The sequence below is a fragment of the Janthinobacterium lividum genome (assembly GCF_011601275.1).
Taxonomy (GTDB): Bacteria; Pseudomonadota; Gammaproteobacteria; order Burkholderiales; family Burkholderiaceae_D; genus Janthinobacterium; species Janthinobacterium lividum_E.
Genome location: NZ_JAAOLY010000015.1, coordinates 77,456 through 104,453 on the forward strand (window position 1 = coordinate 77,456; position 26,998 = coordinate 104,453).

Sequence of the window (26,998 nt, forward strand, 5' to 3'; positions counted from 1 at the left end):
TTACTTGCCTGCTTCGCCCTTCTTGATCCACGCCGCCAACTGGTGCGGACGCAGGCCATCGTAGTCTTCGAACGGCTGATGGATCCACGGATTGTGCGGCAGCTCGTCGAGGAAGTAGTCGGGACGCACGACGGAGCAGCCCTTCAGCCAGATCACGGCCGATTTGACTTCGGTCACGTCAGGGAAGTTTTCCTTCAGGTGACGCGTGACCTTGTCCAGGGTGACGCCCGAATCGGCCAGGTCGTCGACCAGCAGGATACGGCCGGCCAGCGGGCCCTTGGTCATGGTCATGTACTTGGCGATATCGAGGTCGCCGCGCACCGTGCCCGCGTCTTCGCGGTAGGAGCTGGTCGAGAGGATGGCCAACGGCAAGTCAAAAATGCGCGAGAACACGTCGCCGGGACGCACGCCGCCGCGCGCCAGGCACAATACCTGGTCGAATTTCCAGCCCGATTCATAGACCTTGAGCGCCAGGCGCTCGATCAGGCGGTGGTATTCTTCCCAGTTGACCCAGAGGTGTTGATCGTTCGATTGTGGGGTAGTCATGATAGTGGAATCTTATTATTAGCGTGATTAAAAAAATCCGCCTTGCGGCGGATTGTGTCCAGCAGCTTACTCGAATGGGTGACGCAGCACGATCGTTTCTTCACGATCCGGACCGGTCGAAACCATGTCCACCGGTACGCCGACCAGTTCTTCGATGCGCTTGATGTAAGCGCGGGCCGTTGCCGGCAGGGCCGCCAGCGATTTCGCGCCGACCGTGCTTTCCGTCCAGCCTGGCATTTCTTCGTACACCGGCACGCAACGGGCGGCTTCTTCAGCGCCCGATGGGAAGATGTCCGTGGCCACGCCGTCGATGGTGTAGCCGGTGCACAGTTTCAGCGTTTCGATACCGTCCAGTACATCCAGCTTGGTCAGGCACATGCCCGTCACGCCGTTGATCTGCACGGAGCGGCGCAGCAAGGCGGCGTCGAACCAGCCGCAGCGGCGGGCACGGCCCGTCACGGTGCCGAATTCATGGCCGACTTGCGCCAGGTGGTGGCCGACGCCCGCATCCGTTGGCAGTTCCGAAGGGAACGGGCCGGAACCGACGCGCGTCGTATAGGCCTTGGTGATGCCCATGATGTAGTGCAGCATGCCAGGACCCACGCCCGAACCGGCGGCGGCATTGCCGGCCACGCAGTTCGACGAGGTGACGAACGGGTAGGTGCCGTGGTCGACGTCGAGCAGGGAACCCTGCGCGCCTTCGAACAGCAGGTTGGCGCCGGCCTTGTGCGCCTTGTACAGCGCGCTCGACACGTCGGTGACCATCGGACGCAGACGCGGCACATAGGCCAGCGCGTCGTCGAGGGTCTTCTGATAGTCGACCTTCGGGGCCTTCAGGTAGTTTTCCAGCACGAAGTTGTGGTAATCGAGGTTTTCGGCCAGCTTTTCGGCAAAGCGCTTCTCGTTCAGCAGGTCGGCGATACGGATCGCGCGGCGCGCCACTTTGTCTTCGTAGGCCGGGCCAATGCCCTTGCCCGTGGTGCCGATCTTCGCATCGCCACGCTTGGCTTCACGCGCCAGGTCGATCGCGGTGTGGTAAGGCAGGATCACGGGCGCCGCGTCCGACACTTTCAGGCGCGAGGCGACTTCGACGCCGACAGCTTCGAGCTTGTCGATTTCGCGCAGCACGTCAGGCACGGAAACGACCACGCCGTTACCGATGTAGCAGGCGACGCCTGGACGCATGATGCCCGAGGGGATCAGCTGCAGCGCGGTTTTCACGCCGCCGATGACCAGCGTGTGGCCTGCATTGTGGCCGCCCTGGAAGCGCACCACACCTTGGGCGTGATCGGTCAACCAGTCGACGATCTTGCCTTTACCTTCATCGCCCCATTGGGTGCCGATGACAACGACGTTCTTTGCCATAATTTTCTTTGACATCACTTAACCTAAGTTTTTAAGAATCCAGCTACTACCATTATCGGCAAGTACCAGCACGCGATCGCACTCGAACTCGTCTTGTTCATTACTGTGACCCGGCATATTCTGGATCACGACCTCGCCCGCCTTGCGCAACTCGGCGATTTTTTCCTTCAATTCTGGCGCGCTGCCCCATGGGGCGCGGATCGAATGCTTCCGTTCCGCCGTTGGCAGCAGGCGCGCCAGTTCGCGCAAATCGAGCGAGAAGCCGGTCGCGGGACGTGCCCGGCCGAACGCTTCGCCGACGTGGTCATAACGGCCGCCGCGCGCAACCGCGTTCGGCAAGCCAGGTACATACAGCGCAAACATCGCGCCACTTTCATATTGGTAGCCGCGCAGGTCGGCCAGGTCGATCGCCACTTCGGCGCGGCCCAGGGCCGATCCTGCCAGCGCGGCCAGTTCGGCCAGCGCCTTGAGCACGCCCGGCAGCGGCGGCAGCACTTCGCGCGCACGCGCCAGCACGTCGATGTCGCCGTACAGGTTCGGCAAGGCCAAGAGCGCCTCGCGCGTGACGGCATCGTAGGATGCGGTCAGGGCGCGCAGGCCCGGCGCATCTTTCGCGCGCAGCAGGATGTACAGCGCAGCTTCGTCGCGCACGGCGGCGGCGTCTTGCGCAATGATAGCGCGCAACAGGCCGACGTGCGACAAATCCAGGCGGACGCTGTCGAAACCGGCCAGTGCCAGCGAAGCGAGCGCCAGTTCCTGGATCTCGGCATCCGCTTCCAGGCCGGCGTGGCCATAGATTTCGGCGCCGATCTGCAGCGGTTCGCGGGTGGCGTGCAAGCCCGACGGACGGGTATGCAGCACGCTGCCGGCGTAGCACAGGCGGGTCACGGTGGCACGGTTCAGCAGGTGGGCGTCGATGCGCGCCACTTGCGTCGTCATGTCGGCGCGCAGGCCGAGCATGCGGCCAGACAGCTGGTCGACCAGTTTGAACGTGCGCAGGTCGGTATCCTTGCCAGCGCCAGTCATCAGCGATTCCAGATACTCGAGCAGCGGCGGCATCACCAGTTCATATCCGTACAGACGGAAATTATCCAGCATGAGGCGGCGCAGCTCTTCGATCTTGCGCGCTTCCGACGGCAGAACATCGGCAATATTTTCGGGCAAAAGCCAATTCGGCATGAGGGAGCGAGATACGGAAGAAAGTTGAAAAATGCATCATGCGAGGCAGCGGCGGGCGAGCCAGGCAAGAGGCCGAACCTGATATTTTACGCGAAAACACGGGCCTTTAGGGATAAGTTGTCCGAAACGCTGCCGCGCAGCCCTAAAAACACCGCATTTTACGCCTTCCCGCAACAACCTGACGGGCACAAAAAAACGGGGCCGGCAATGACGCCGGCCCCGCTCATGCTGCACCCGGTCTTGCGGCCGGGGGCAGTCCCGATGCTGTCTTACTTCTTGGACGGAGCGGCCGTGCCGTTACCCTTGAAGTACTTGAAGAATTCCGAACTCGGATCGACCACCATCACGTCGCCCTTGTCCTTGAAGGTGGCGCGGTAGGCTTCCAGGCTACGGTAAAACTTGTAGAACTCCGGATTCCGGCCAAACGCTTCCGCATAGACCTGCGACGCCTTGGCGTCGCCCTCGCCGCGGATCTTCTCGGCTTCGCGGTACGCTTCGGCCAGGATCACCGTGCGCTGCTTGTCGGCGTCGGCGCGGATTTTCTCGGAGTCGGCCGAACCGGTCGAACGCAGCTCGTTGGCCACGCGCACGCGCTCGGACTTCATGCGCTCATACACCGAGTTGTTGATCTGCTCGACGTAATCGACGCGCTTCAGGCGCACATCGACGATGCCCACGCCGATGGCCTCGGCCTCGGCCGCCACCTTGGCCTTGATCGCCTGCATCACCTTGCCACGCTCGCCCGAGATCACTTCGCGCACCGTGCGCTTGGTGATTTCATCATTCAGCGCGGCCTTGACGATTTGCGACATGCGGTTGCGGGCGCGGCTTTCATCACCGCCAAAGCTGCGGAAATATGTCTTCGGATTGACGATGCGCCACTTCACATAGGCGTCGACGAGGATATTCTTCTTCTCGGCCGTGATGAAGCGCTCCGGTTCCGGCGTGTCGAGCGTCAGGATGCGCTTGTCCAGGTAGATGACGTTCTGGAACGGCGGCGGCAGCTTGAAGTACAAGCCAGGTTCGCTGATCACGTCCTTGACTTCGCCAAGGGCGAAGACGACCGCATACTTACGCTGATCGACGACAAACACGGTCGAGGAAAGGAGCATGATCGCGATAAAGCCCGCGATCAGGGCGGCTACGATACGGTTCATTAGCGGCTCTCCCGTTCACGCGAAGAGCGGCTGTCGCGACGCGAATTGACTTCTACTGTCTGCATGGCTTCCTGTGGAATTACGGTATTGGCTGCGGGTGCGGCCGCTGCGGCGCGCGCTGCCGCGGCCGAGGCGTCCGACGCCGCCTGCTGGGCGATCAACTTGTCGAGCGGCAGATACAGCAGATTGCTGCCCGTCTTCGCGTCAACCATGACCTTGCTGGCACTGCTGAACACTTGCTGCATCGTTTCCAGGTACATGCGGTCGCGCGTGACGGCCGGCGCCTTCTGGTACTCGACCAGCACCTGCTTGAAGCGCGACGCATTACCTTCGGAGTTCTCGGTCACCATGGCCCGGTAGGCCTCGGCTTCCTGCACCAGGCGGAATGCTGCGCCGCGTGCTTTCGGAATGACGTCATTGGCGTAGGCCTGGCCTTCATTCTTCTGGCGCTCACGGTCCTGGCCTGCCTTGACGGCATCGTCGAAGGCGGCTTGCACCTGCTCCGGCGGCTGCACGGCCTGCATCGTCACGTTATTGATCAACACGCCAGCCTTGTAACCTTCAAGAATCTGCTGCATCAATTTTTGCGTGTCAAAGGCCACTTTTTCGCGGCCTTCATACAGCACGAAGTCCATCTTGCTGCGGCCCACCACTTCGCGGATCGCCGTCTCGGCGACTTGGCGCAAGGTGTCTTCCTGGTCGCGCAGGCTGAACAGCCATTCCACCGGATCTTTCAAGGTGTACTGCACCGCGAACTGGATGTCGATGATGTTTTCATCGTCCGTCAGCATCAGCGACTCGCTGGCCTGCTTGTTGCGCAGCGACGTGCGATAGCCGACTTCCACCGTGCGCACCTGCGACACGTTGACGGTTTCATCGGTCTGGAACGGATACGGCCAGCGCCAGTTGAGACCGGCCGGCGCCGTGCGCGTGTATTGGCCAAACGTCAGCACGACGCCGCTCTGGCCCTCTTGCACGATGAAGGCGCCGCTGGCGAGCCAGATGAAGACGGCGATCACGCCGACCACGCCGGCGGTGATGCCTGCGCCCTTCATGTCGGGACGCGGACCACCGCCGCCGTTGTTATTGCCGCCGTTGTCGGGACGGTTCTTCTGTCCGAAAAAAGCGTTCAGGCGCTGATTGAAATCGCGCCACAACTGATCGAGGTCCGGCGGACCTTCGCCGGGCTTTTTGCCTTCTTGGGCTTTCTTGCCGTCGTCCTTGCGATTGCCCCAGCGGGGATCGTTCAGGGACAACTTCAAGCCTGTTTTTTTGAGTAGGGAGACAAGCATAACTATCGTGTTCCGACTTGGGAGTGGGTGGAAATCCTATCGTCCTCGCCAGGCTCTTTGTCCTGGTCCGGGGCGGCGCCATCGTGCTGGTCGTACTGACCGTCAAACTGATCTTCCTGCGGTGCTTCATCGTTCTGATACAGGTGGGCCGAACGAGGCGCCTTCCTGGCCATCTCGACAATCGCATCGCGCAGCAGGTCGAGCCCACTGCCCTTCTGCGCACTGACGAACACGCGACTGATCGTAGCATATTCATCGCGCTCCACCGAAGGCTCCAGCCCGGCCGCATCGATCTTGTTCCACACGAGGATTTGCGGAATATGATCGGCGCCAATCTCTTTCAAGACCAGGTTGACCTGCTCGATCTGCTCCATGCGCACCGGCGACGCGGCGTCGACGACGTGCAGCAGCAAATCGGCATGAATGGTTTCTTCGAGCGTGGCGCGGAAGGCGGCCACCAATTGGTGCGGCAATTCGCGCACGAAGCCGACCGTGTCGGAGATCACCACGTTGCCCACTTCCTGCCCCAGGTAAACCCGGCGCGAGGTGGTGTCGAGCGTGGCGAACAACTGGTCGGCGACATACACGCCGGCCTTGGTCACGGCATTGAACAGGGTCGACTTGCCGGCATTGGTATAGCCGACCAGGGACACCGAGAATGTGTGATTGCGGCCGCGCGCGCGGCGCTGCGTTTCGCGTTGCTTGTGCAGCTTTTCCAGACGGGCGCGCAAGGCCTTGACGCGGTCGCCGATCAGCCGGCGGTCGGTCTCGAGCTGCGTCTCGCCGGGACCGCGCAAGCCGATACCGCCCTTTTGCCGTTCAAGGTGGGTCCAGCCGCGGATCAGGCGCGTGGCCAGATGCTGCAGCTGCGCCAGCTCGACTTGCAGCTTGCCCTCGTGGCTCTTGGCGCGCTGCGCAAAGATGTCGAGAATCAGGCTGGTACGGTCGAGCACGCGCACATTCAGACGCTTTTCCAGATTGCGCTGCTGGGCAGGCGAGAGGGCATGGTTGAAGATGACGATTTCCAGGCCATCGTTGACGACGACGTCGCCAATTTCATCGGCCTTGCCGCTGCCGACGAAATACGCGGAATCGGGACTGGAACGCTTGGCCGTGATGGTGGAAATCGGGTCTGCGCCAGCCGAACGCGACAACAGCATGAGTTCCTCCATGCTGGCGGCGAAGTCGCTGTGACCGAAGTCAACTCCGACTAGTGCCGCGCGCATGATGGCATCTGATGAGTTGCGGCGGACGCCGACGCCGATGCAAACGCATCAGCGCCGCTGGCGCGGACGGGGGCGATGGAGGGTGAAAGGCGCTGGGCCGTCAAGCTCAACGCTTTACTCCGCTTCAGATTCAATATTGAGATTGACGGCACGGGCCGGCACCACTGTCGAGATGGCATGCTTGTACACCATCTGTGTCACCGTATTGCGCAGCAATACGACATATTGATCAAACGATTCGATATGGCCCTGCAATTTAATGCCATTGACCAGGTAGATCGAGACAGGAACATGCTCTTTGCGTAATGCATTGAGGAATGGGTCTTGTAACAGTTGCCCTTTGTTGCTCATAACAGCTCCGTTGTTTATGTTGTTGTGTAAGAATTGGAGGCGACTCGCTTGATTTCAAGTGCTCTCACACCTTTCAAAGAAAGAAAGATGCGTCATAGCTACTGTAACCTGTTTTCGCGATCGCTGTCGCGCATGGCGCATTAACACTTTATTATTTCTGTGCAAAAGCCATTAATTGGCTGTCGGCGCCGCATTATCTCTGCGGCGCCTTAATATGCACTTAATTCAGCCGTTAACTATTTACTTGCTAGGCGTGCGTGCAAACGGGTTTTTACCCGTACGCAGTTCGATGCGCAGCGGCGTGCCGACCAGGGCAAACGTATCGCGGAAATGTTTTTCCAGATAGCGTTTGTACGGATCGCCAACGGCGTCGAGCGCATTGCCGTGAATAACGATCACAGGCGGGTTCATGCCGCCCTGGTGCGCATAACGCAGCTTCGGACGGATCGAGCCCTTGCGGCGCGGCTCCTGCTTCTCCACGGCCTCGATCAGGGCGCGCGTCAGCTTCGGCGTCGACAGGTCGCACATGGCGGCCGCATACGCGGCGTTGAGCGACTTCATCAGTGGGCCGATGTTGGTGCCCTTCAGCGCCGAAATGAAATGCATTTGCGCGAACGACAGGAAATCGAGCTTGCGGTCGATATCGATCTTGATTTCATCGCGCTCGTGCGATTGCAAGCCATCCCATTTATTTACGGCCACGACCAGCGCGCGGCCCGATTCCAGGATAAAGCCGGCGATGTGCGCGTCCTGCTCCGAGATATCCTGCTGCGCGTCGAGCATCAGCACGACCACGTTGGCTTCGGAAATCGACTGCAGCGTTTTCACCACCGAGAATTTCTCGATCGCTTCAAACACCTTGCCGCGGCGGCGGATACCGGCCGTGTCGATCAGGGTGTATTGCTGGCCATCGCGCTCGAACGGGATTTCGATCGAATCGCGCGTCGTGCCCGGCATGTCGAAGGCGATCACGCGCTCTTCGCCCAGCAAGGTGTTGATCAAGGTCGACTTGCCCACGTTCGGACGGCCGACGAGGGCGATCTTGATGCCGCGGTCGGTCTTTTCCAGCTCTTCAGGCTCATCCGGACGCTGCGCGAACGCCAGGTCCAGCATCACTTCGACGAGGTCGTTGACGCCGTCGCCGTGCGCCGACGAGATCGCATACGGATCGCCCATGCCCAATTCATAGAATTCGGACACGACGGCCGTGTAGCGCATGCCTTCGCTTTTGTTGACCACCAACAAGACCGGGCGGCCGCTCTTGCGCAGGAAGTCGACGATGGTCTTGTCATGCGGGGTCAGGCCTTGACGGCCGTCCACGATGAACACCACCACGTCGGCCTCGGCCACGGCCTGCTTGGTCTGCAGTGCCATCTGGTGCATGATGCCTTCCTTGGCGACGGGTTCGAAACCACCCGTATCGATGACGAGGAAGGGACGTTCGCCGACACGGCCTTCGCCATAGTGACGATCGCGCGTCAACCCAGGCAAATCCGCCACCAGCGCATCGCGCGAGCGGGTCAGACGATTGAATAAAGTCGATTTCCCAACATTGGGTCGACCTACTAGTGCAATTACCGGCTTCATTGTATTACTCGACCGCGAGAGCGGTCACTGTCCCTGATTGGGTTTGAAAAATCAAATTCGAACCGGCAACAACGGGAGCCGAAACAATCGGGCTACCGTCGGTGCTGACACGACCTATTAATGCGCCATCTTCCCGTGACAGGAAGTGGATGTAACCTTGATAGTCGCCAACGGCGACGCTGCGGCCGTAGGAGGCCGGCGTCGACAGGCGGCGGCGCGCCAGCGCCTCATTCTTCCAGGCGCTCTGGCCGCCTTCGCGGCTGAACGCCACGACGGCGCCCTGGTCATCTGCAACAAACACGAAACGCTGGTCGACGGCCACGCCCACATCGGACGAGATCGGCTTGGTCCAGCGCGGCACGCCCGTGGCGGCGTCGAAGCAGCCCGCCTTGCCCTGGTACGTGACGGCGCACACTTCGCCTTCGTACACCACCGGCGTGCCGGCGATGTCGGAGACACGCTCCAGTTCGGTAGCGCCGCGCGGTTCGCTGACGACGATCTCCCAGCGTACCACACCGGTCGCCGCCGTCAGCGCCAGCAGCTTGCCGCCAGGCTGGGCCACGTAGATGTTCGCACCGCCCAGCACCATGCCCGGCGCATTGCGCAGGGTCAATGCCGGCGTGGCGCGCTGCACCGTCCACTTGCGCTCGCCCGTCTTGGCGTCGAAGCCGACGATGCGGTTGTCGACGCTGCGTACCACGACCACGCCCTGCCCCACGACGGGCGCCGTCAATACTTCGCTGGATGCCTGCGCCTTCCACAGCTGCTTGCCATCGGCGTCAAACGCCAGCACGGCGCCCTTGGCGGCACCGACGGCCACGACCGCGCCGTCGCTGCCGGCACTTGCGGTGATATCGCTGCCGGCCTTGACGCGCCACGTTTCACGGCCGCTGGCCGCATCCAGGCGCGCCAGCGCGCCATCGGCGCTGACCACGTACAGGCTGTTGCCGGCCAGCGCAGGCGTAAACGCGTACACGCCGGCCTTGCCAATCGAATACTTCCAGGCGTCGCGCACGGCGATGCTCGATTTTAACTCGACCAGCTTGGCCGGTTCGACTTTCGGATCTTTCGAAGCGAACGGGTTCCACGACGAGCAACCGGCCATCAGGGCCAACAGACTTGCAGCTACCAGCTTTTCAGTGACACGCATAAGTGTTATCCAACCTTTTTCTTGTACTTGTAAGGGCAAGGCAGGCGGCGCATAACGCCGCCCGGCCACGCCATCAGTGTTCCTGTCAGGCGGCAGCCTTGTCAGCCTTGGCTTTGTCTTCCGGCACCGTACCACCGATCGCTTCCAGTTTGACCTGGATCAGTTGACGGCCTGGATTGTTCTTGTCCGTCGCAGCCAATGCGGCCAGGTAGGCCGTGCGGGCATCGGCCAGCTTGTTTTGCGCCACCAGGATGTCGCCCTTGCGGTCGGCCACGGCGCCGGCAAATTGCGCCACGGAAGCCGTTGCCAGCACTTTCAGCGCTTCATCGTAGGCTTTTTCATCCAGCAGGACGCCGGCCAGGCGCAGCTTGGCGATGGACTTGTACTCTTCCGTGCCATGCTCGGCCACCCATTGCAGCTGGGTCTTGGCCGTTTTCAGGTCGTTCGCGTCGAACGCCACCTTGGCCGCGGCCAGGGCGCTCATCTGTGCATACGCCGTGCCGCTGAAACGCGACTGCATGTCGCCGGCCGCGCGCATCACCTTGGCCGTATCCTTGGCGGCGATGGCGTTTTGCAATTCGTCGTACAACTGGCCCGCTTGCGCAGCCTGCGTGCGCTGGTAGTACTGCCAGCCAGCCCAGCCGCTGTAGCCTGCCAGCGCCACGATCAGGACCCAGGAGGTCAGATTGCCATTGCGCTGCCACCAGGCTTTGAGGGTTGCCAGTTGTTCTTGTTCTTCGTGATCGTATGCCATGGGTCGTCAGATTTAATGAGTAGTTGATCGAGGGTAGAACGGTCTTGCTGCAAATCAGTGGTGATGATGCACGTGGCCGCCAGGACCGTGGTCATGGCCGCAATCGTGGTCGCCGATGATCTGGTCCACCACGTAATCGACGACATCGTCGAACGGCACCGTGTTCTGCTGCGCGCCGGCATCGGCTTCGCGCATGGCTTTCACCGTCGCGACGTTGTTGGCGATTTCATCATCGCCCATGATTACGGCAAACGCCGCACCGCTGGCATCGGCCTTTTTCATTTGCGTCTTGAAGCTGCCGCCACCGTTGCTCGCTGCGCAATGTAGCACAACGTCCAGGCCCGCATCGCGAATCCGCTCTGCCAGCACGAACGCTTGCAAGCCTGCCTGCTCGCCCTGGTGCACCAGGTAGACGTCGCACTGGGCTGGCTGTTCCGGCTCGGCCGCGTCCTTCATCAGCAGCACCAGGCGTTCGACGCCCATGCCGAAGCCGACTGCTGGCGTCGATTTGCCGCCGAACATTTCCACCATGCCGTCATAACGGCCGCCCGCGCACACCGTGCCTTGCGCGCCCAGCTTGTCGCTGACCCACTCGAACACCGTGCGGTTGTAGTAATCGAGGCCGCGCACCAGGCGTGGGTTGATGGTGAACGGGATATTGTTGTGATTCAAGATCTTCTGCACGCCGTGGAAGTGGGCCAGCGATTCCTCGCCCAGGTAGTCCAGCAGCTTCGGCGCGCCATTGACCAGATCCTGCATGGCAGGATTCTTGGTATCCAAAATGCGCAGCGGATTGCTGTGCAGGCGGCGCTTGGCTTCCTCGTCGAGCAGCTCGCTGTGGCTTTCCAGGTAGGCGATCAGGTCGGCGCGGTGGCGCAGGCGCTCTTGCGCGTCGCCGATCGAGTTCAGTTCCAGACGGATACCTTCCAGGCCCAGGTCATCCCACAGGCGGCGCGACAGCATGATGATCTCGGCGTCGATATCCGGGCCCGTGAAACCGATGGCTTCCACGCCGAACTGGTGGAACTGGCGGTAGCGGCCCTTCTGCGGGCGCTCGTGGCGGAACATCTGGCCCTTGTACCACAGGCGCTTCGGACCTTCGTACACCAGGTTGTGCTCGACGACGGCGCGCACCACGCCGGCCGTGCCTTCAGGGCGCAGGGTCAGATTGTCGCCGTTCATCGAATCGGTGAACGAATACATTTCCTTTTCCACGATATCGGTCACGGCGCCGATGGCGCGCGCAAACAATTTCGTTTCTTCCACGATCGGCGTGCGGATCTGCTGGAAACCGTAGCTTTGCAGCACGGATTGCGCCGTGTTTTCAAACAATTCCCACAGCGGAGCGTCGGCGGGCAGGATATCGTTCATGCCTTTGACGGCAGTGATCTTGTCGAGTTTTTTATTTTCGGACATAGTGTTCTTCTTTACTTTTTTATCGGATCAGGCTCAGACGGCAACCGTGTTTCCATAGTGACTCTGTACATACTTCAAGACGATGTCCTGGAATTCCTCGACGATGCGTTCGCCGCGCAGGGTGACGACTTTTTCGCCGTCGACAAACACGGGGGCGGCTGGGGACTCGCCCGTGCCGGGCAGGCTGATGCCGATGTTCGCATGCTTCGATTCGCCGGGGCCGTTGACGATGCAGCCCATGACGGCCACGTTCATCGCTTCCACGCCCGGATACGATTTTTTCCACTCCGGCATCTGCTCGCGCAGATACGTCTGGATGTTGTCGGCCAGTTCCTGGAAGGTGGTCGACGTCGTGCGGCCGCAACCGGGACAGGCAATGACCATGGGCGCAAACTTGCGCAAGCCCATGGTTTGCAGGATTTCCTGGCCGACGATGACTTCACGCGTACGGTCGCCGCCCGGTTCGGGCGTGAGCGAAATGCGGATGGTGTCGCCGATGCCTTCCTGCAGCAGCACGGCCAGGGCCGCCGTCGAGGCGACGATGCCCTTGCTGCCCATGCCCGCTTCCGTCAAGCCCAGGTGCAGCGGATAGTCGCAGCGCTGCGCCAGTTCGCGGTACACGGCGATCAGGTCCTGCACGCCCGAGACCTTGCACGACAGAATGATCTTGTCGCGGCCCAGGCCCAGTTCTTCGGCGCGCACGGCGTTTTCAATGGCCGACGTCACCAGCGCTTCATACATGACGGCTTGCGCCGGCCACGGTTCGGCGCGGCCCGCGTTTTCATCCATGATGCGCGCCAGCAAGGCTTGATCGAGGCTGCCCCAGTTCACGCCGATGCGCACCGGCTTGTCGTAGCGGCAAGCCGCTTCGATCATTTGCGCAAATTGCGTGTCGCGCTTGGCGCCCTTGCCCACGTTGCCCGGATTGATGCGGTACTTCGACAGCGCGCGCGCGCAATCGGGGTAGTCGTTGAGCAGGGTATGACCGTTGTAGTGAAAATCGCCCACCAGCGGCACGTCGATGTCCATCTTGTCGAGCTGCTCGCGGATGTACGGGACGGCCGCGGCCGCTTCCGGACGGTCCACCGTCAGGCGCACCAGTTCCGAACCGGCACGCGCCAGTTCCTTGATCTGGATCGCCGTGCCGATGGCGTCCGCCGTATCCGTGTTCGTCATCGACTGCACCACCACGGGGGCGTCGCCGCCCACCCAGATCTGGCGCTGGCCGTGCGCGATCAGCACCTTGCGGCTGTCGCGGCGGCCGGATGGACCGGAGCCGATCGCTGTTTTCGAGGTAGCCATAATATTATCTTCTGAATTTGCTTGAACGGTTACTGCAATTATTTGATGCTGACGCGCGAGATCGTGCCACCGGCAACGGTCGGCAGCTCCAGCTTGGCGCCGCGCAGAGTTGCCTGCACCACACCGGGCTTGCCCACCACCAGAGTGGCCGGACCCGTGATATCGAACGTTTCCGTGCTGCCCGCCTTGACCATGCGCGAAATCAGCGGCGCGCTGCCAGGGCGGCGGATTTCCACCCAGGAATCCTGCTCCACCTTCAGCACCAGCGCATTTGCGCCCACGGCAGGGGCGGCAGCAGGCGGCGTGACGGCAGCCGTCGAGGCAGTCGCCGGGGCTGGCACGGCCGCTGGCGGCACGGCGGCGGCCGGCGCCGGAGCGATGGCGGAGGCCGGTGCGCCCGTCTGCGTATCGTTGCCTGGCGGCGGCGGCACGGAAATCAGGGGCACGGACGGCGACTGCACGGGCGTCAAGTCCTGGCCCGGCTTGATCAGGGTCGTTTCCACGGGCCCCACTTCCGCATGCGATGTTTCTTTCCCGGCTTGCGAGGACAGCAGGCTGGCCGGCACGTAGCCGAGTTTATACGCGCCAAAGGCGGCCGCCACGACGACGGCCACGGCGCCGGCAATCCACAGGGGAGTCTGGTTCGAGGAGCGCTGCGTCATCGAGGGGAAGCGCGATTCGGAAAACGTGGCGGAAATTTCACGCCGCACGGGCGCGGCCGGGTCTTGCGCCGGCGCCGGGTGGACTTCGATCATGGCCACCAGCGGCGCCGCGTCGAGGCGCACCACCTTGGCGTAGGCGCGCACGAAACCGCGCACCACAGCCAGGTTCGGCAAGGCCGCCATGTCGCCCTCTTCCAGCGCGATCACCTGGCGCGGCGCCAGCTTGAGCTGGTCGGCCACCTGCTCTACAGGCCAGCCCAGCGCTTCGCGCTGCGCCTTCAACTGTGCCCCTGCCAACGCAAGATTGCCCTGGGGCTGCTGCTGAGGCGTTTCTGCCCACTCTGAATTCATTGGTATCCCTGTCTCACTCATCAAACGCCCCATTTTGATAAGCAGCATATTCGGGGGAGCCGGAATGGTGGTTGCGCAAATGCGCCCCCAGGCCAGCTTCCGCACCCGCATCCCCGAGCTTATGCTGCACCTTGATCCCGAGCCACAGCACATCGGCCGTCTGGCTCTCCATTGTCGCTACTTTACCGAGCCGCTCAAGGTAATGAGCCGCTTGCCGGTAGTCTTGCTGTTGGTAATACACGCGCACCAGGCCGGCATAGGTGATTGCCGCGCCAGGTGCGATGCGCTCCGCCTTGAGCCAGTAGCTGGCGGCGCGCGGGTAATCTTTCATGACCAGGCTGCACGCGGCCGCATTATGCAGCGCCAGTTCGGGCGTGCCATAGGCGGCATCTTGCAATGCGGCATCAAAATACGCCAGCGACTGCGCCTCGCGCCCGGTCTGGCACAGAAACAGGCCATAATTATTGCTCAACTCGGGATTGTGGGGCGCAAGGCGCAATGCGTAAAGAAAATCTTTTTCAGCAGCGACAGGTTGGCGCAGAGCGGCAAAAATCAGGGCGCGCATGCCGCGCACCTGCGCGTTGCCCGGCACCAGCTGGACCGCCTGCTCCGCTTCGGCCAACGCCACCACAAACTGGTCTTGCATATAATAGGCGCTGGCCAGCTGCAAGCGCAAGGCGGCGCGCTGCTCGACAGATGCGGCTTGCTCCTTGTCCGCGGTGGAAGCACAGCCGGCCAGCAGCACGCCCAGGCTGACAACAGCCGCGGCAAGTACGCCAGGATAAGCCATGCCTCCCCGCATCAGGAGCGGATCTCCACGATCTTGCCGAAATTGGCGCCAAATTTCTGTTGATACTCAGTCATCTTTTCCATGCGTTCCTGCACCCGGGTGCGGTCCTTGACTTCGCCGGCCAACTGGCCGCAGGCCGCATCGATATCGTCGCCGCGCGTCTTGCGCACGGTGGTGATGATGCCGCCATCCATGAGTACTTGGGCAAAGGCCTTGATGCGCGGGTTTTTCGAGCGGAACAGGCCCGACTCGGGGAACGGGTTGAACGGGATCAGGTTGAACTTGCAGTTCACGCCGAACTCGCGGTCTTGCACCAGCGCCAGCAGTTCACGCGCGTGCTCGTCGCTGTCATTGACGCCGTCGAGCATGCAGTATTCGAAGGTAATGAAATCGCGCGGCGCGAATTCCAGGTAGCGCTTGCAGGCCGCCATCAATTCCTTCAGCGGGTATTTCTTATTCAGTGGAATCAGCCCGTCGCGCAGGGCGTCGTTCGAGGCGTGCAGCGAGACGGCCAGAGCCACCGGCACTTCCTGCGACAGCTTGTCCATCATCGGCACGACGCCCGACGTCGACAGGGTCACGCGGCGGCGCGACAGGCCGTAGGCGTTGTCGTCGAGCATCAATTTCAGGGCCGTGACGGTCGGTTCAAAGTTCAGCAGGGGCTCGCCCATGCCCATCATGACCACGTTGGTGATCTGGCGTTCGCCTTTCGGGCCCGGCTCGATGCCCTTGGTGCGGCGCAATTCGAATTCCGCCATCCACAGCTGGCCGATGATCTCGCCAACACTGAGGTTGCGGTTGAAGCCCTGCTTGCCCGTCGAGCAGAAACGGCAGTTCACGGCGCAGCCGGCCTGGGTCGAGATGCACAGGGTGCCGCGGTTTTCTTCCGGAATGAACACGGTTTCCACGGCATTGCCATTGCCCACGTCAACCAGCCACTTGCGCGTGCCGTCCGTCGACGTGTGGTCGCTGATGATGGCCGGGGCGCGCACTTCGGCGCGCGTGGCCAGCTTGTCGCGCAGCGACTTGGCCAGGTCCGTCATGGCGTCGAAATCGGAAGCGCCGAACTGATGTATCCAACGTTGCAATTGTTTCGCACGAAACGGTTTCTCTCCCAACTCGGCGCAGTAGGCGATGAGTTGCGCGGGATCGAGGTCCAGCAAGTTGGTGAGGGTCGTCGTATTCATGATCTTGTCTATTCTAAAAATCCGTCCCCGCGCGCATCCGGAGCGAAAACTCCACAGCGCAGCGGGAACAGGGGGTGATAAGTTATTTCACAGATAACGCCAGGAAATAACGTTATCTAAGGCAATTAAGCCTTCAGTTCTGGGAAAAAGTAAGCGATTTCCACTTTAGCAGCTTCGACAGCGTCGGAACCGTGTACGGCGTTAGCGTCGATCGAATCGGCGAAATCGGCGCGGATCGTGCCTTTTTCTGCTTTCTTCGGATCGGTCGCGCCCATCAGGTCACGGTGGGCCAGAACGGCGTTTTCGCCTTCCAGAGCCTGGATCATGACTGGACCGGAAACCATGAAGTCGACCAGATCCTTGAAGAAACCGCGTTCTTTGTGCGCTGCGTAGAAGCCTTCAGCTTGTTCGCGCGACAGTTGGGTCATGCGTGCTGCAACGATTTTCAGGCCAGCGTTTTCAAAACGCGAGTAGATTTGACCGATTACGTTTTTTGCAACTGCGTCTGGTTTGATGATCGACAGGGTGCGTTCGATTGCCATGTGTGAAAACTCCAATAAAAAGTAAGGTTTAAAACGGTAAATTGAGAACTCAATCAACCTTTGATTTTACCATACTCCACCCCATATCACCCAGACAGGCAGGGGGCATCTTGCCGCCCGGCCTCTGTTTAATGAAATCTTAAGCTGCTTTTTTGGCAAATTCCGGCCCCCATGCTATCCTTGGGTAAAGCAGTAATTTGAATTGACAACACGGAGGCACTATGAATCAGAACATGCAACGCACCTTTGACCTGTCGGGGGGCATGCAGCAAGTCCGCCACCAGGTCTTGCGCAACACTTACTGGCTGCTGGCGCTGTCCATGATCCCGACCGTGCTGGGCGCCTTCATCGGCGTGCAAATGCATTTGCCGATGCTGACCGGCGGCATGGGCTTCATCATCTTCATGGCCGTCGCATTCGGCTTCATGTACGCGATTGAAAAGACCAAGAACTCGGGCCTCGGCGTCGCCGTCCTGCTGGGCTTTACCTTCTTCATGGGCCTGATGCTCACGCCTATCCTGACGCGCACGCTCGGCTACTCGAACGGCGGCATGCTGATCATGACGGCATTCGGCGGCACGGCCACCATCCTGGCCGTAATGGCGACGATCGCCACGGTCTCGAAACGCGACTTCTCGGCCATGGGCAAATGGCTGTTCGCCGGCGTGATCGTGCTGATCCTTGCATCGGTGGCGAACATCTTCCTGGGACTGTCGGCACTGTCGATCGTGATTTCCATGGTTGCCATCGCCATCTTCTCGGCCTACATCCTGTATGACGTGCAGCAAATCATCAACGGCGGCGAGACCAACTACATCTCGGCCACCCTGCGCATCTACCTGGACGTATATAACATCTTCACCAGCCTGTTGTCCTTGCTGGGCTTCGCCGGCGGCAGCCGCGACTAAACGCTGCGCTCATGCGCATGAGCAGGACAAAAAAAGCCGACCCTCGGGTCGGCTTTTTTACGTCTGTCGAACCTACTTGATTCTCTCCGCCACCTCGAGCAAGCAGGCGCGGGCCCGGTCGAGTGTCGGATTGTCGCGCTGGGCCGCGTAGACGGCGTAGGCGGAATGCGAGAATTCGGGCGCGTCGCGCACGCGGTGCAGCAAGCCCGCATCAAGATAGGGTTGCGCGCTGCCGATGCGGAAATAACTGGCGCCGCCCACTTCCAGCAAGTAGACGAGGGCCAGCGGCCCCAGCGAGATCGACACGGGCGGGCTGCTCAGCTCCGGGTAGGCCGCCTGGTGATTGGCGGCGAAGCTGGGCCCCCAGTCCACATACACATACGTATCGGCATGCATCTGCCCATCGGCGCGCGTGGTCACCATCACGAGCTTTTCCTCGGCCAGCAGTTCGCTGGCCAGGCCCGGACGCTGGGGCGGGTTGTACAGTACGGCAAGGTCGAGCGAACCGTCATGCACGGCGTCAAGCAAGCGCGCGGGGTTGTCGACCTCGGCACGCAAGGCGATCTCGGGACAGTCGCGGCTCATGCGTATCAGCCAGTCACCCAGCAGCGGCGGCCACAAGCTCAATTCGCAGCCGATGCTGACGGCGTCGTCGCGCCCCGGCGGCAAGGCCACCTGGTGGCGCGCCCGCTCCCACACCTGCACCATGGTGGCCGCGTGGCGCATGAAGCGCTCGCCAGCCGACGTCAGGCGCGCGCCCGCCTTGTTGCGCACGAACAGCTGGCGCCCCAGCTGCTGCTCCAGGGTGCGGATGCGGGCGCTGACGGCCGTCTGCGTCACGTGCATGCGTTCGGCCGCCATGATGAAGCTGCCGCAGGACGCCACTTCGAGGAAGGTCCGCGCTTGATTGATATCCATCAGTCCATGATATCAGCTGACACGATCATACCCTCCCAGCACACCCTGCTTAGACAGCACCCACTGCCACAGCTGCAGGTCGCGCGCGCGGAAGGCGCCCGCGCAGGACAGCAAATAATACGACCACATGCGGTGGAAGCGCTCGCCCAGCCGGGCGGCAAAGCGCGGCCAGGCCAGCTCAAATTTGGCGTGCCAGGCCATCAGGGTCTTGTCGTAGTCGGCGCCGAAGTTGTGCAAGTCCTCGGCAACGAACAGATCGTCCATGGCGTCGCCGATCTGGCCGATCGACGGCAAGTCGCCATTCGGGAAAATGTATTTGTCGATCCACGGGTCGCACGTGGAATGGCGCTTGTTTTTGCCTATCGTGTGCAGCAGGAACAGGCCGTCGTCTTCCAGGCAGCGGTGCGCCACTTCCATGAAGGTGCGGTGGTTCTTGTGCCCCACGTGCTCGAACATGCCGATGCTGACGATGCGGTCGAATTTTTCATCGGTGTCGCGGTAATCCTGCAGGCGGAAGTCCAGCTGTTCGCCGCCCGGCATGGCGCGCGCATAGGCTACCTGCTCTTGCGAGATCGTCACGCCCACGCATTGCACCTGGTATTTTTCCGCCGCATAGCGCATGAAACTACCCCAGCCGCAGCCGATGTCGAGCACGCGCATGCCCGGCTCCAGGCGCAGCTTGCGACAGACCAGGTCGAGCTTGGCCTCCTGTGCCTCGGCCAGGTTGCTGGCATCCTTCCAATAGCCGCAGGTATACGTCATGCGCGGATCGAGCATGGCCGCATAGAAGGCGTTGCCCAGGTCGTAGTGCTCCTTGCCCACCATCCAGGCGCGGCGCTCCGTCTGCAGGTTGAACAGGCGCGCGGTCAGGGCGTGGAACGCCAGGCGCATGGGGCGCACGTCGTCGGCCACCCGGGCGCGCAGCAGATGGCAAAAGAATTCGTCGAGCTGCTGAGCATCCCAGTCGCCGTCCATGTAGGCTTCGCCCAGGCCCAGGTTGCCGCTGGCGAAGGCGCGCGCCGGTACGCCCGGTTTGCGCAGCTGCATGTCCCAGGCGGCGCGGCCATTCAGATGGATGTCGGCCCTGGCCAGCAATTCGGCCGCTTCGCGGGTCAGCCGCGTGTCGAGCCCAAGTTCGGCACTACCTGCTGCTTGCTGTAACTGTGTCATTTGCTGCGTGTTCATGCCCTGCCGCCTCCAGATGTTGTCGGTGCTGGCGCCGCGCCAGCCATCAAATTATCCGCCCGCCATGAGCATCTGGATAATGAAACATCGTGGCCATTCATATCAAAATAATTGCTTCAAAATGATTTTAATCAATTATTTTACGGAAATATCTTATACAAGAAGCGCACCGCAGCATGAAAAAAGCCGCCCATAAGGCGGCTGTTCGCGGCATCTTGGCCCCGCCATCAGAAGTCGTGATTCGATGGATACTTGCTGTAAAAATCGTTATCCCATTTGAAATTGGTAAACGCCACCGTCATCGATACGTCGAGCGCTTCGACGAAATGCCAGCAGCCGACGGGCAAGAACAGGATCTCGCCCGGCGCCAGCACGCATTCGCGCACCTGCACGTCGGCCATCAGCGGATAGCGCCGCAGGTCGATGTCGCGCCCGTCGACGGGCGTAAAACAGTGGCGCTGGTTGTATACGCGCGCCACCTCGCAGGCAGCCATGATGCGCAGCCGCTTGCGCCCTTTGACCTGGGCCATGAAGTTGTTCGTCAAGTCGTGGTGGAATGGCGTCACCGTGCCGGCCGGGCCGAACCACAGAAAGCCCGTGGGGCCGCCATCCTGCTTCAGGTATTCGGGCAGCTGGCCGATATCGTCCCACAGCTCGCGCAGGGCTTGCCGGTTCTGCGAATTGTTATTCGCCGTCATGTAGAAATCGTTGGTCGCACCGCTGCCCTCGACCAGGCTGGCGTACTCGCCAAAGGCCATCTTGCGCTTGTGGGCCACGCTGTTCATCTCGTACTGATCGTCCGTTTCGCGGCCGAACTGCACTTCCACCTCACGCTGCGCATAATGCGCGCGGAAATAGGCGGGGCTCCACTTGGCCATGGCGGGCCAGTCGTCCATCATGCCCGTGATGATGACGGGCTGGTTGGTGGAGTAATACTCGTCCAGGAATTCCTGCGCAGAGAGCTTGTCGCGGCGCGGAATTTCGGGGTCGCGCAGCTGGTTCAGCTTGCGCTGGATATCGATCACCCAGTCGCGCTTGGCCAAGCGGTTCGACAGGCGCACGGCACCGGCAAGATACGGGCTTTGCAGCGCCAGCTCGATTTCGCGGCGCGCCAGGGGCTCCGCGATGCCCGCCTTTTGCAGCACCGGCATCAGCGCCGACGGATCGCTGCCCAGCATGAGGTTTTCCGCGATCCAGCTGCGCCACTCGCGGCTCAGCTCCTGTTCCGGCTGCTGTTCTTTCTGCTTGACTCCGAATGTCGATACCGCCGCCATCGCCCGTCTCCTGTTTTTTCATGTGAACAAGCGGCCGGGCAGCAATGCCGCCCGGCCGCCTCCTACTCTAGCGCAGTATTACCGCACTTTCCACACCTCGGTCGCCAGCACGCCATTCGCATCGCCATCGAGTTCCCACGAGAACGCGCCGCGCAAGCCCTGGTCCTTCACGTATTTCACCTTGGTGCCGATGACGGTCGGGTCATCGTAGCTCCACCACTGGCCGCCCGCACCCGTGTACAGGTACAACTGCTTGGTCACGGGATGGTAGTTGCGCGTGCCGGACTTGGCGACGAGGATTTTATAGTCCTCGATGCCCGACTCGTACGTGCCCGGCGCCATGCCCGTGGCCGGCTGGTACAGGCCATCGCCATTCGGCCCCGGCGCCACGCCCGTCCAGCCGCGGCCATAGAACGGTATGCCCAGCAGCAGCTTGTCGCGCGGCACGCCGGCGGCAATCATGTACTGCACCGCCTTGTCGCCCACGTATTCGCGCGCCATGCCCGTCGACGGATCGGCAGGGTCGGCAAACAGCTGGGCGTTGAAGTTGGTGCTGTTTTCCCAGCCGCCGTGGAAGTCGTAGGTCATCAGGTTGATCCAGTCCATGTACTGCGAGTACAGGGCCGGTTCCGTGTTGTCGATCTTGTCCTTGCCGGCGCCGACCGCCGCCGTCAACAGGTAGCGCTTGCCGTTGGCGGCACCGAGCGCATCGAGCTGGCTGCGGAATTCCGCCATCAGCAAGGTGAAGTTGCGCTTGTCGTTGGGGCTGACCGTGTTGTACGGCTGGCCGCCGCCGACCGGATATTCCCAGTCGATGTCGATGCCGTCAAAGATATTGGCCGCCGCACCCACGCCGCCGCGACCGCCCTGCACCGGCAGATTGCCCTTGATGTAGATGTCGATGCACGAGCGCACCATCTGCTTGCGCAGCGCATCGGTGGCCGAACCGACGGAGAAGTTCTTCGACCAGCTCCAGCCGCCCAGCGAAATGAACAGCTTCAGGTTCGGGTGCGCCGCCTTCAGCTTTTTCAGCTGCAGGAAGTTGCCCGACAAGGGAGCGTCCCATGGAATGACCTGGCCATCGACGGTGCGCTTCGGCGTGCGGATGTAGTCGGCCTCCGCATCGCCGCCCGTGCCCGCGTCCGGCGCGTTCGGATTCGTCGCGCCCGGCTCGGCCTTGGTGATCATGCCGCATTCATAGCCGCCGTTTTTCGGATAAATATTGCCGAAAGCGTAATTGATGAAGGTCAGCTTGTCGGCCACGCCGCTCGTGTGCACGTTTGCCACTTCATAGTCGCGGCCATACACGCCCCACTGCGCGAAGTAGGAACCGACTTCGCGGCCCGTTGGCGTCGGTGTCGGCGTTGGTGTCGGCGTTGGTGTCGGCGTTGGAGTTGGAGTTGGAGTCGGCGTTGGTGTCGGTGTCGGCGTTGGAGTAGGTGTCGGCGTGGTGCTGCAGATCTCCTGGCTGGTCCATGGTTTGCCCGTGCCGGCGGCGCCGCTGCTGGTCGACGGGTTGTCGCCCTGCGTCCAGTAATTGGCGCGGTAATTCGTGCCCGCATAGCTGACGGTGGCGCCCGCGCTGTAGGCCGTGCCGGCCACCCAGGCCAGTGCGCACGTGCCGCCGGTTGGCGTCGGTGTCGGGGTGGGCGTTGGGGTCGGAGTTGGATTCGGCGTCGGGGTTGGTGTCGGGGTTGGTGTCGGCGTTGGGGTGGGCGTCGGCGTCGGGGTCGGCGTGGTGCCGCCGTCGCAGGTGCCGCCGGCGCTCCACAGGCTTGGCGTGGAAACGGGATTCCAACCGGAGCCCACGTGATCGGTCTGCGTTACCAGGGCCGTGTAGTTGGCACCCAGATAAGTGACCACCGTGCCGGCATTATACGTGCCGCCCTCTTGCCACGGCACGCACGCGACCACCGTGCTGGCCGCCAGCAATTGCGAGCCGCCGGGTGCGCTGGCGTCGCCGCCACCGCCGCATGCCGCCAGCACGCCACCGCTGGCCAGACATACCATCATGTTTCTGATTGTTTTTTTGAGTATTAAATTTTCCACGTTGTCTCCTGTTCAGGTTTGCAGAAATGCCACTCTGCTTCGTAAATAACTACCCTGTGATCTTGTTTTTTTGCAGTTGCAAGAACAGCATGCTGCTGAAAAAATAGGCGGTCAAGTGGTTTTGAAGTGGCATCAAAGTGAGCAATACCACTTCGAGCAGAAAGCGCAGCGGCAGGTGCGAACGGCGTGTTGTCCTACTGGACAATGAAAAAACGGCAGAGAGAGAATGGAAAAAGACGCTGGATCGGGAAAAGACAGACCAGTTTTATAACACGGCGTAAGTGGTATTGAGGTAGCTTGTTGCACCGCTGAACGCGGAAGCGGCGGGTGCCAGCCTGGCCACCCGCCGTATCAGACAGACTTACTGAGGTAAATCAAATACAGCCATCGATTCGACATGCGAGGTATGCGGGAACATGTTGACCACGCCCGCCTTGCTCAGCACATAGCCTGCTTCCAGCGCCAGGATGCCGGCGTCGCGCGCCAGGGTCGATGGACTGCACGAGACGTAGACGATGCGTTTCGGCAGCAGGTCAGGACGCACTTGCGACAGGCCGACCAGCGCCTGGCACAGGGCCATGGCGCCATCGCGCGGCGGGTCGACGAGGATGCGGTCGAACTTGCCCAGCGCGATCAGGTCGTCCGTCGTCACTTCGAACAGATTGCGTGTCGAGAACGAGGTTTTTTCCGCCAGGCCATTGGCCAAGGCGTTTTCCAGCGCCCGCTCCGTCAGCGTGGTGCTGCCTTCGATGCCGACCACTTCGCTGCCTTGCGTGGCCAGCGGCAAGGTGAAATTGCCCAGACCGCAGAACAGGTCGGCCACGCGGTCCGTCGGCTGCACTTCCAGCAAACGCAGGGCTTTCGACACCAGCACGCGGTTGATGTGGTGGTTCACTTGCGTGAAATCGACGGGTTTGAACGGCATCTTGACGCCGAATTCCGGCAGCAGGTAATGCAATTGCTTGTCGAGCGGGTAGAACGGCACGGCCGTTTCCGGACCTTTCACCTGCAGCCACCATTGGACGCCGTATTCGTCGGCGAAGGCTTTCAGTTTCGTTTCGTCGTCCGCCGTCAACGGCGCCATGATGCGCAAGACCATGGCGGTCACGTCTTCGCCGACGGCCAGCTCGATCTGCGGCATCTGGTCGAAGATCGACAGCGAAGCAATCAATCCACGCAGCGGCAGCAGCATGGCCGAGATGTGCGGCGGCAAGATTTCGCAGCTATCCATGTCGGCGACAAAGGCCGATTTCTTTTCATGGAAACCCACCAGCACGGCATCTTTCTTCTTGACGTGGCGCACGGACAGGCGCGCGCGGTAGCGGTAGCCCCAGGTCGGGCCATACATGGGACGCATGATGCTTTGCGGACGCACCTTGCCGATATGCCACAAGTTATCTTCCAGCACGCGCTGCTTGATCGCCACCTGCGCCGACGGTTCCAGGTGCTGCATCGAGCAGCCGCCGCAATTGTCGAAATGCTTGCACTTGGGCGTCACGCGCATAGCCGACTCACGGTGCAGCGCCGTCATGCGGGCCATTTCCCAGTTCTTCTTTTTCTTGAACGTCACAAAGCTGACGCGCTCGCCCGGCAATGCGCCTTCGACAAACACGACCTTGCCCGGCGAGCCGTCTTCGTTCTCAATATGGCCAACGCCACGGGCGTCCATGTCGAGCGATTTGATTTCGATGATATTTTCTTGCATAGCGATCAATAGGTAAGAGTGGGCCAGGACGCAGGGCCGCGCTGGAACTTGAAAGAATGGGGAAAGGTCAGGCGCCGCGAGCGGGGCGTATGATAGCAGATGCGGCCCCGGTAATACCGGGACCGGGTGTCCTACAATAACGAGTCGCGCACGACGCCGCGCGCGGCCATAGCCCGTTTGAGCTTGATCAGGGCTTCCTGCTGGATCTGGCGCACGCGCTCGCGCGTTACGCCCATTTCCTCGGCCAGGGTTTCCAGTGTGGCCGGATCGTCATTGTCGAGGCCGAAACGGCGCATGATGACGACGCGCTGCTTGTCGGGCAGCTTGGTCAGCCAGTCGCGCACCAGCACCGTCATTTCATGGTGTTCCGCGCGCGCGTCGGGACTGTCTTCGCTGGCGCCGGGCAGCATGTCCATCAACGACGATTGCGGATCGTTGTCGAGCGGCGCGTCAAGCGAGGTGGCGTGCTCGGACAGGGCCAGGATATCCTGCACCTCTTCCACGGGACGGCCCACGAGGTGGGCGATGTCTTCCGCCGTGGCATCCTTGCCGTCGTGGTGCTGGGCTTCCAGGTGGTATTTGCCGCGCAGGATTTGATTGAGTTCGCGCACCATGTGTACGGGCAGGCGCACCGTGCGCGCCTGGTTCATGATGGCGCGCTCGATGCTCTGACGTATCCACCAGGTGGCGTAAGTAGAGAAACGGAAACCGCGCTCGGGCTCGAACTTGTCGATGGCCCGCATCAGGCCAATGTTGCCCTCCTCGATCATGTCGAGCAGGACCACGCCGCGGTTGATGTAATGCTTGGCGATCGACACGACGAGGCGCAGGTTGTGCTCGATCATGGTTTGCCGGGCTTCGAAATTGCCCTGCTTGGCAAGGGTGGCGTAATGCACCTCTTGCGGCGCCGTCAGCAGGGGCCGCGTGCCGATCTGGTTCAGATAGTGCTGCGTGGTGTCGGTCGACAGCTCGGCCGCCAGCACTTTTTTCAGTTCATCGACACTTTCGACCAGCACGCTGACGCTGGCCACCTCGCCGCCCTCGCCCGCCTCGACGGCGTCAATGCCGTCGAGTTCGCCGGTATCGTCCGTCACGACTTCGTCTGCCCCGTCTTCCGGCAGTTCCGGGTCATCGTCCAGCTGGTCGTGCGGCGCGTGTGTCATTGCTTTACCTAACGGTTAGGCAGGAATTTCGAAGGGTCGACGGGCTTGCCCTGCTGGCGGATTTCAAAGTGCAGCTTCACGCGGTCGGCATCGGAATCGCCCATTTCGGCGATGGCCTGGCCTTTGTTGACGTTCTGCCCTTCCTTCACCAGGATGCTGCGGTTATGCGCATACGCCGACAATAAACTATTACTGTGCTTCACGATGACAAGATTACCATAACCACGGATTCCACTCCCGGCATACATGACTTTTCCCGCGCCGGCAGCCACCACTTGCTGGCCCGCCTTGCCGGCGATATCGACGCCCTTGTTCTTGCCTTCGTCGAAAGTGCCGATGACCTTGCCTTCGGAAGGCCACATCCAGCTGATCTTCTCGTCGCCAGGCGCCGATGCGGCAGGGGCTGCCGCGGCGGCGGCCGGTGCGGCGGCGACGGCTGCTGCTGCCGGCGCTGGCGCAGGCTTGGCGTCGCTGGTGCCGCCATCGGCGCGCAATTCGGCCAGGGTGGCGTCGGAATACGCGCGCTTCTCGCCGCGCGGCCCCGTTTTCTTCGGCACGACAGGCGCGGCCGGCTTGATTTCCGTCGACGGCGGCATGACGATGGCCGACGTTTGCGCGCCGCCCGTGTCGCCAGTCGGCGGCAGCACGCGCAGCACTTGGTCGACCTTGATGTCGTTCGGGTTGCTCAAGTCGTTCCAGGTCACCAGGTCGCGGTAATTCTGGCCGTGCTCGAGGGCGATACGCAGCAGGGTGTCGCCACGCTTGACCGTGTAATAGGCCGGGTCGCGGTCGCGCGGATCGCTGGCGGCGGCGCTGCTGGTCGATGGATGGCGCTCGACGACTGGCGCCTGGACGCCAGTGGTGCCGCAACCGGTCAACAGGGCGGCCAGCGCAAGGCTGCAGAGTAGTACATTGTTTTTCTTAATCATTCGCATGTAT

General features: G+C 61.7%; 24 protein-coding genes. 1 reads left to right on the top strand and 23 read right to left on the bottom strand.

What is annotated here, in order from left to right; all coding sequences use genetic code 11:
- The 16 genes from GYK42_RS21555 to ndk form a co-directional block, all read right to left on the bottom strand.
- On the bottom strand, positions 1–546 hold the full coding sequence (locus GYK42_RS21555; protein WP_034752020.1) for a phosphoribosyltransferase: 546 nt from the start codon (positions 544–546) through the stop codon (positions 1–3).
- Between the two features lie 66 nt (positions 547–612).
- Positions 613–1,926 carry an adenylosuccinate synthase gene (locus tag GYK42_RS21560; RefSeq protein WP_034752021.1) on the bottom strand — a complete coding sequence of 438 codons (1,314 nt, stop codon included), beginning with the start codon at positions 1,924–1,926 and terminating at the stop codon, positions 613–615.
- Between the two features lie 3 nt (positions 1,927–1,929).
- Positions 1,930–3,090, bottom strand: coding sequence for an ATP phosphoribosyltransferase regulatory subunit (locus GYK42_RS21565; RefSeq protein ID WP_166449147.1), 1,161 nt, complete (start codon positions 3,088–3,090; stop codon positions 1,930–1,932).
- A gap of 269 nt (positions 3,091–3,359) precedes the next feature.
- Positions 3,360–4,247 (bottom strand): protease modulator HflC, encoded by an 888-nt coding sequence (gene hflC, locus GYK42_RS21570; RefSeq protein ID WP_166449148.1) that lies wholly within the window; start codon positions 4,245–4,247, stop codon positions 3,360–3,362.
- Positions 4,247–5,539 carry an FtsH protease activity modulator HflK gene (hflK, locus tag GYK42_RS21575; protein WP_166449149.1) on the bottom strand — a complete coding sequence of 431 codons (1,293 nt, stop codon included), beginning with the start codon at positions 5,537–5,539 and terminating at the stop codon, positions 4,247–4,249. The genes hflC and hflK overlap by 1 nt, the downstream gene beginning before the upstream one ends.
- Positions 5,540–5,541: 2 nt before the next feature.
- Positions 5,542–6,765 carry a GTPase HflX gene (gene hflX, locus GYK42_RS21580; protein WP_166449150.1) on the bottom strand — a complete coding sequence of 408 codons (1,224 nt, stop codon included), beginning with the start codon at positions 6,763–6,765 and terminating at the stop codon, positions 5,542–5,544.
- A 114-nt stretch (positions 6,766–6,879) separates the two neighbouring features.
- On the bottom strand, positions 6,880–7,116 hold the full coding sequence (gene hfq / locus GYK42_RS21585; protein WP_008450615.1) for an RNA chaperone Hfq: 237 nt from the start codon (positions 7,114–7,116) through the stop codon (positions 6,880–6,882).
- Between the two features lie 240 nt (positions 7,117–7,356).
- Positions 7,357–8,703: a ribosome biogenesis GTPase Der gene (der, locus tag GYK42_RS21590; protein ID WP_034752028.1), complete on the bottom strand. Its 1,347-nt coding sequence runs from the start codon at positions 8,701–8,703 to the stop codon at positions 7,357–7,359.
- A 4-nt stretch (positions 8,704–8,707) separates the two neighbouring features.
- Entirely contained in the window at positions 8,708–9,853 is a 1,146-nt protein-coding gene (bamB, locus tag GYK42_RS21595) for an outer membrane protein assembly factor BamB (protein WP_166449151.1), read from the bottom strand.
- An 85-nt stretch (positions 9,854–9,938) separates the two neighbouring features.
- Positions 9,939–10,607, bottom strand: a complete 669-nt coding sequence (locus GYK42_RS21600) for a YfgM family protein (protein WP_046685710.1) — start codon at positions 10,605–10,607, stop codon at positions 9,939–9,941.
- A gap of 54 nt (positions 10,608–10,661) precedes the next feature.
- Positions 10,662–12,023 carry a histidine--tRNA ligase gene (gene hisS / locus GYK42_RS21605; RefSeq protein WP_166449152.1) on the bottom strand — a complete coding sequence of 454 codons (1,362 nt, stop codon included), beginning with the start codon at positions 12,021–12,023 and terminating at the stop codon, positions 10,662–10,664.
- A 33-nt stretch (positions 12,024–12,056) separates the two neighbouring features.
- Positions 12,057–13,325, bottom strand: coding sequence for a flavodoxin-dependent (E)-4-hydroxy-3-methylbut-2-enyl-diphosphate synthase (gene ispG / locus GYK42_RS21610; RefSeq protein ID WP_166449153.1), 1,269 nt, complete (start codon positions 13,323–13,325; stop codon positions 12,057–12,059).
- Between the two features lie 38 nt (positions 13,326–13,363).
- Positions 13,364–14,284: a helix-turn-helix domain-containing protein gene (locus tag GYK42_RS21615; protein WP_346768140.1), complete on the bottom strand. Its 921-nt coding sequence runs from the start codon at positions 14,282–14,284 to the stop codon at positions 13,364–13,366.
- A 67-nt stretch (positions 14,285–14,351) separates the two neighbouring features.
- The gene (pilW, locus tag GYK42_RS21620) at positions 14,352–15,083 is read right to left on the bottom strand and encodes a type IV pilus biogenesis/stability protein PilW (RefSeq protein WP_346768141.1); all 732 of its coding nucleotides are present in this window, start codon (positions 15,081–15,083) and stop codon (positions 14,352–14,354) included.
- A gap of 56 nt (positions 15,084–15,139) precedes the next feature.
- Positions 15,140–16,315, bottom strand: coding sequence for a 23S rRNA (adenine(2503)-C(2))-methyltransferase RlmN (gene rlmN, locus GYK42_RS21625; protein ID WP_034752035.1), 1,176 nt, complete (start codon positions 16,313–16,315; stop codon positions 15,140–15,142).
- Between the two features lie 125 nt (positions 16,316–16,440).
- Entirely contained in the window at positions 16,441–16,857 is a 417-nt protein-coding gene (ndk, locus tag GYK42_RS21630; protein WP_034752036.1) for a nucleoside-diphosphate kinase, read from the bottom strand.
- Positions 16,858–17,078: 221 nt separating this feature from the next.
- Between ndk and GYK42_RS21635 the strand changes: the two genes are divergently transcribed.
- Positions 17,079–17,765 (top strand): Bax inhibitor-1/YccA family protein, encoded by a 687-nt coding sequence (locus GYK42_RS21635; RefSeq protein ID WP_034752039.1) that lies wholly within the window; start codon positions 17,079–17,081, stop codon positions 17,763–17,765.
- 72 nt (positions 17,766–17,837) lie between these two features.
- On the opposite strand, the gene GYK42_RS21640 is transcribed toward GYK42_RS21635, so the two are convergent.
- From GYK42_RS21640 to GYK42_RS21670, 7 genes are all read right to left on the bottom strand, one after another.
- A complete protein-coding gene (locus GYK42_RS21640) occupies positions 17,838–18,683 on the bottom strand; it encodes a LysR family transcriptional regulator (RefSeq protein ID WP_166449156.1) in 846 nt (281 codons plus the stop codon).
- Between the two features lie 12 nt (positions 18,684–18,695).
- Positions 18,696–19,868 (bottom strand): cyclopropane fatty acyl phospholipid synthase, encoded by a 1,173-nt coding sequence (gene cfa, locus GYK42_RS21645; protein WP_240943699.1) that lies wholly within the window; start codon positions 19,866–19,868, stop codon positions 18,696–18,698.
- A gap of 227 nt (positions 19,869–20,095) precedes the next feature.
- Positions 20,096–21,142 carry a cupin-like domain-containing protein gene (locus tag GYK42_RS21650; protein ID WP_166449157.1) on the bottom strand — a complete coding sequence of 349 codons (1,047 nt, stop codon included), beginning with the start codon at positions 21,140–21,142 and terminating at the stop codon, positions 20,096–20,098.
- Positions 21,143–21,220: 78 nt separating this feature from the next.
- Entirely contained in the window at positions 21,221–23,155 is a 1,935-nt protein-coding gene (locus GYK42_RS21655) for a glycosyl hydrolase family 18 protein (RefSeq protein ID WP_277346656.1), read from the bottom strand.
- Positions 23,156–23,552: 397 nt separating this feature from the next.
- Positions 23,553–24,896 (bottom strand): 23S rRNA (uracil(1939)-C(5))-methyltransferase RlmD, encoded by a 1,344-nt coding sequence (gene rlmD, locus GYK42_RS21660; RefSeq protein WP_166449158.1) that lies wholly within the window; start codon positions 24,894–24,896, stop codon positions 23,553–23,555.
- A 131-nt stretch (positions 24,897–25,027) separates the two neighbouring features.
- On the bottom strand, positions 25,028–26,059 hold the full coding sequence (gene rpoS, locus GYK42_RS21665) for an RNA polymerase sigma factor RpoS (RefSeq protein WP_046685717.1): 1,032 nt from the start codon (positions 26,057–26,059) through the stop codon (positions 25,028–25,030).
- An 8-nt stretch (positions 26,060–26,067) separates the two neighbouring features.
- On the bottom strand, positions 26,068–26,988 hold the full coding sequence (locus GYK42_RS21670; protein WP_166449196.1) for a peptidoglycan DD-metalloendopeptidase family protein: 921 nt from the start codon (positions 26,986–26,988) through the stop codon (positions 26,068–26,070).
- Between the last annotated feature and the right edge of the window lie 10 nt (positions 26,989–26,998).

What these genes read in the sequence shown, in the direction of transcription:
- GYK42_RS21555 (WP_034752020.1), bottom strand. Translation starts at nt 546, where the DNA reads ATGACTACCCCACAATCGAACGATCAACACCTCTGGGTCAACTGGGAA.
- GYK42_RS21560 (WP_034752021.1), bottom strand. Translation starts at nt 1,926, where the DNA reads ATGTCAAAGAAAATTATGGCAAAGAACGTCGTTGTCATCGGCACCCAA.
- GYK42_RS21565 (WP_166449147.1), bottom strand. Translation starts at nt 3,090, where the DNA reads ATGCCGAATTGGCTTTTGCCCGAAAATATTGCCGATGTTCTGCCGTCG.
- hflC (WP_166449148.1), bottom strand. Translation starts at nt 4,247, where the DNA reads ATGAACCGTATCGTAGCCGCCCTGATCGCGGGCTTTATCGCGATCATG.
- hflK (WP_166449149.1), bottom strand. Translation starts at nt 5,539, where the DNA reads ATGCTTGTCTCCCTACTCAAAAAAACAGGCTTGAAGTTGTCCCTGAAC.
- hflX (WP_166449150.1), bottom strand. Translation starts at nt 6,765, where the DNA reads ATGCGCGCGGCACTAGTCGGAGTTGACTTCGGTCACAGCGACTTCGCC.
- hfq (WP_008450615.1), bottom strand. Translation starts at nt 7,116, where the DNA reads ATGAGCAACAAAGGGCAACTGTTACAAGACCCATTCCTCAATGCATTA.
- der (WP_034752028.1), bottom strand. Translation starts at nt 8,703, where the DNA reads ATGAAGCCGGTAATTGCACTAGTAGGTCGACCCAATGTTGGGAAATCG.
- bamB (WP_166449151.1), bottom strand. Translation starts at nt 9,853, where the DNA reads ATGCGTGTCACTGAAAAGCTGGTAGCTGCAAGTCTGTTGGCCCTGATG.
- GYK42_RS21600 (WP_046685710.1), bottom strand. Translation starts at nt 10,607, where the DNA reads ATGGCATACGATCACGAAGAACAAGAACAACTGGCAACCCTCAAAGCC.
- hisS (WP_166449152.1), bottom strand. Translation starts at nt 12,023, where the DNA reads ATGTCCGAAAATAAAAAACTCGACAAGATCACTGCCGTCAAAGGCATG.
- ispG (WP_166449153.1), bottom strand. Translation starts at nt 13,325, where the DNA reads ATGGCTACCTCGAAAACAGCGATCGGCTCCGGTCCATCCGGCCGCCGC.
- rlmN (WP_034752035.1), bottom strand. Translation starts at nt 16,315, where the DNA reads ATGAATACGACGACCCTCACCAACTTGCTGGACCTCGATCCCGCGCAA.
- ndk (WP_034752036.1), bottom strand. Translation starts at nt 16,857, where the DNA reads ATGGCAATCGAACGCACCCTGTCGATCATCAAACCAGACGCAGTTGCA.
- GYK42_RS21635 (WP_034752039.1), top strand. Translation starts at nt 17,079, where the DNA reads ATGAATCAGAACATGCAACGCACCTTTGACCTGTCGGGGGGCATGCAG.
- GYK42_RS21640 (WP_166449156.1), bottom strand. Translation starts at nt 18,683, where the DNA reads ATGGATATCAATCAAGCGCGGACCTTCCTCGAAGTGGCGTCCTGCGGC.
- cfa (WP_240943699.1), bottom strand. Translation starts at nt 19,868, where the DNA reads ATGAACACGCAGCAAATGACACAGTTACAGCAAGCAGCAGGTAGTGCC.
- GYK42_RS21650 (WP_166449157.1), bottom strand. Translation starts at nt 21,142, where the DNA reads ATGGCGGCGGTATCGACATTCGGAGTCAAGCAGAAAGAACAGCAGCCG.
- GYK42_RS21655 (WP_277346656.1), bottom strand. Translation starts at nt 23,155, where the DNA reads ATGATGGTATGTCTGGCCAGCGGTGGCGTGCTGGCGGCATGCGGCGGT.
- rlmD (WP_166449158.1), bottom strand. Translation starts at nt 24,896, where the DNA reads ATGCAAGAAAATATCATCGAAATCAAATCGCTCGACATGGACGCCCGT.
- rpoS (WP_046685717.1), bottom strand. Translation starts at nt 26,059, where the DNA reads ATGACACACGCGCCGCACGACCAGCTGGACGATGACCCGGAACTGCCG.
- GYK42_RS21670 (WP_166449196.1), bottom strand. Translation starts at nt 26,988, where the DNA reads ATGATTAAGAAAAACAATGTACTACTCTGCAGCCTTGCGCTGGCCGCC.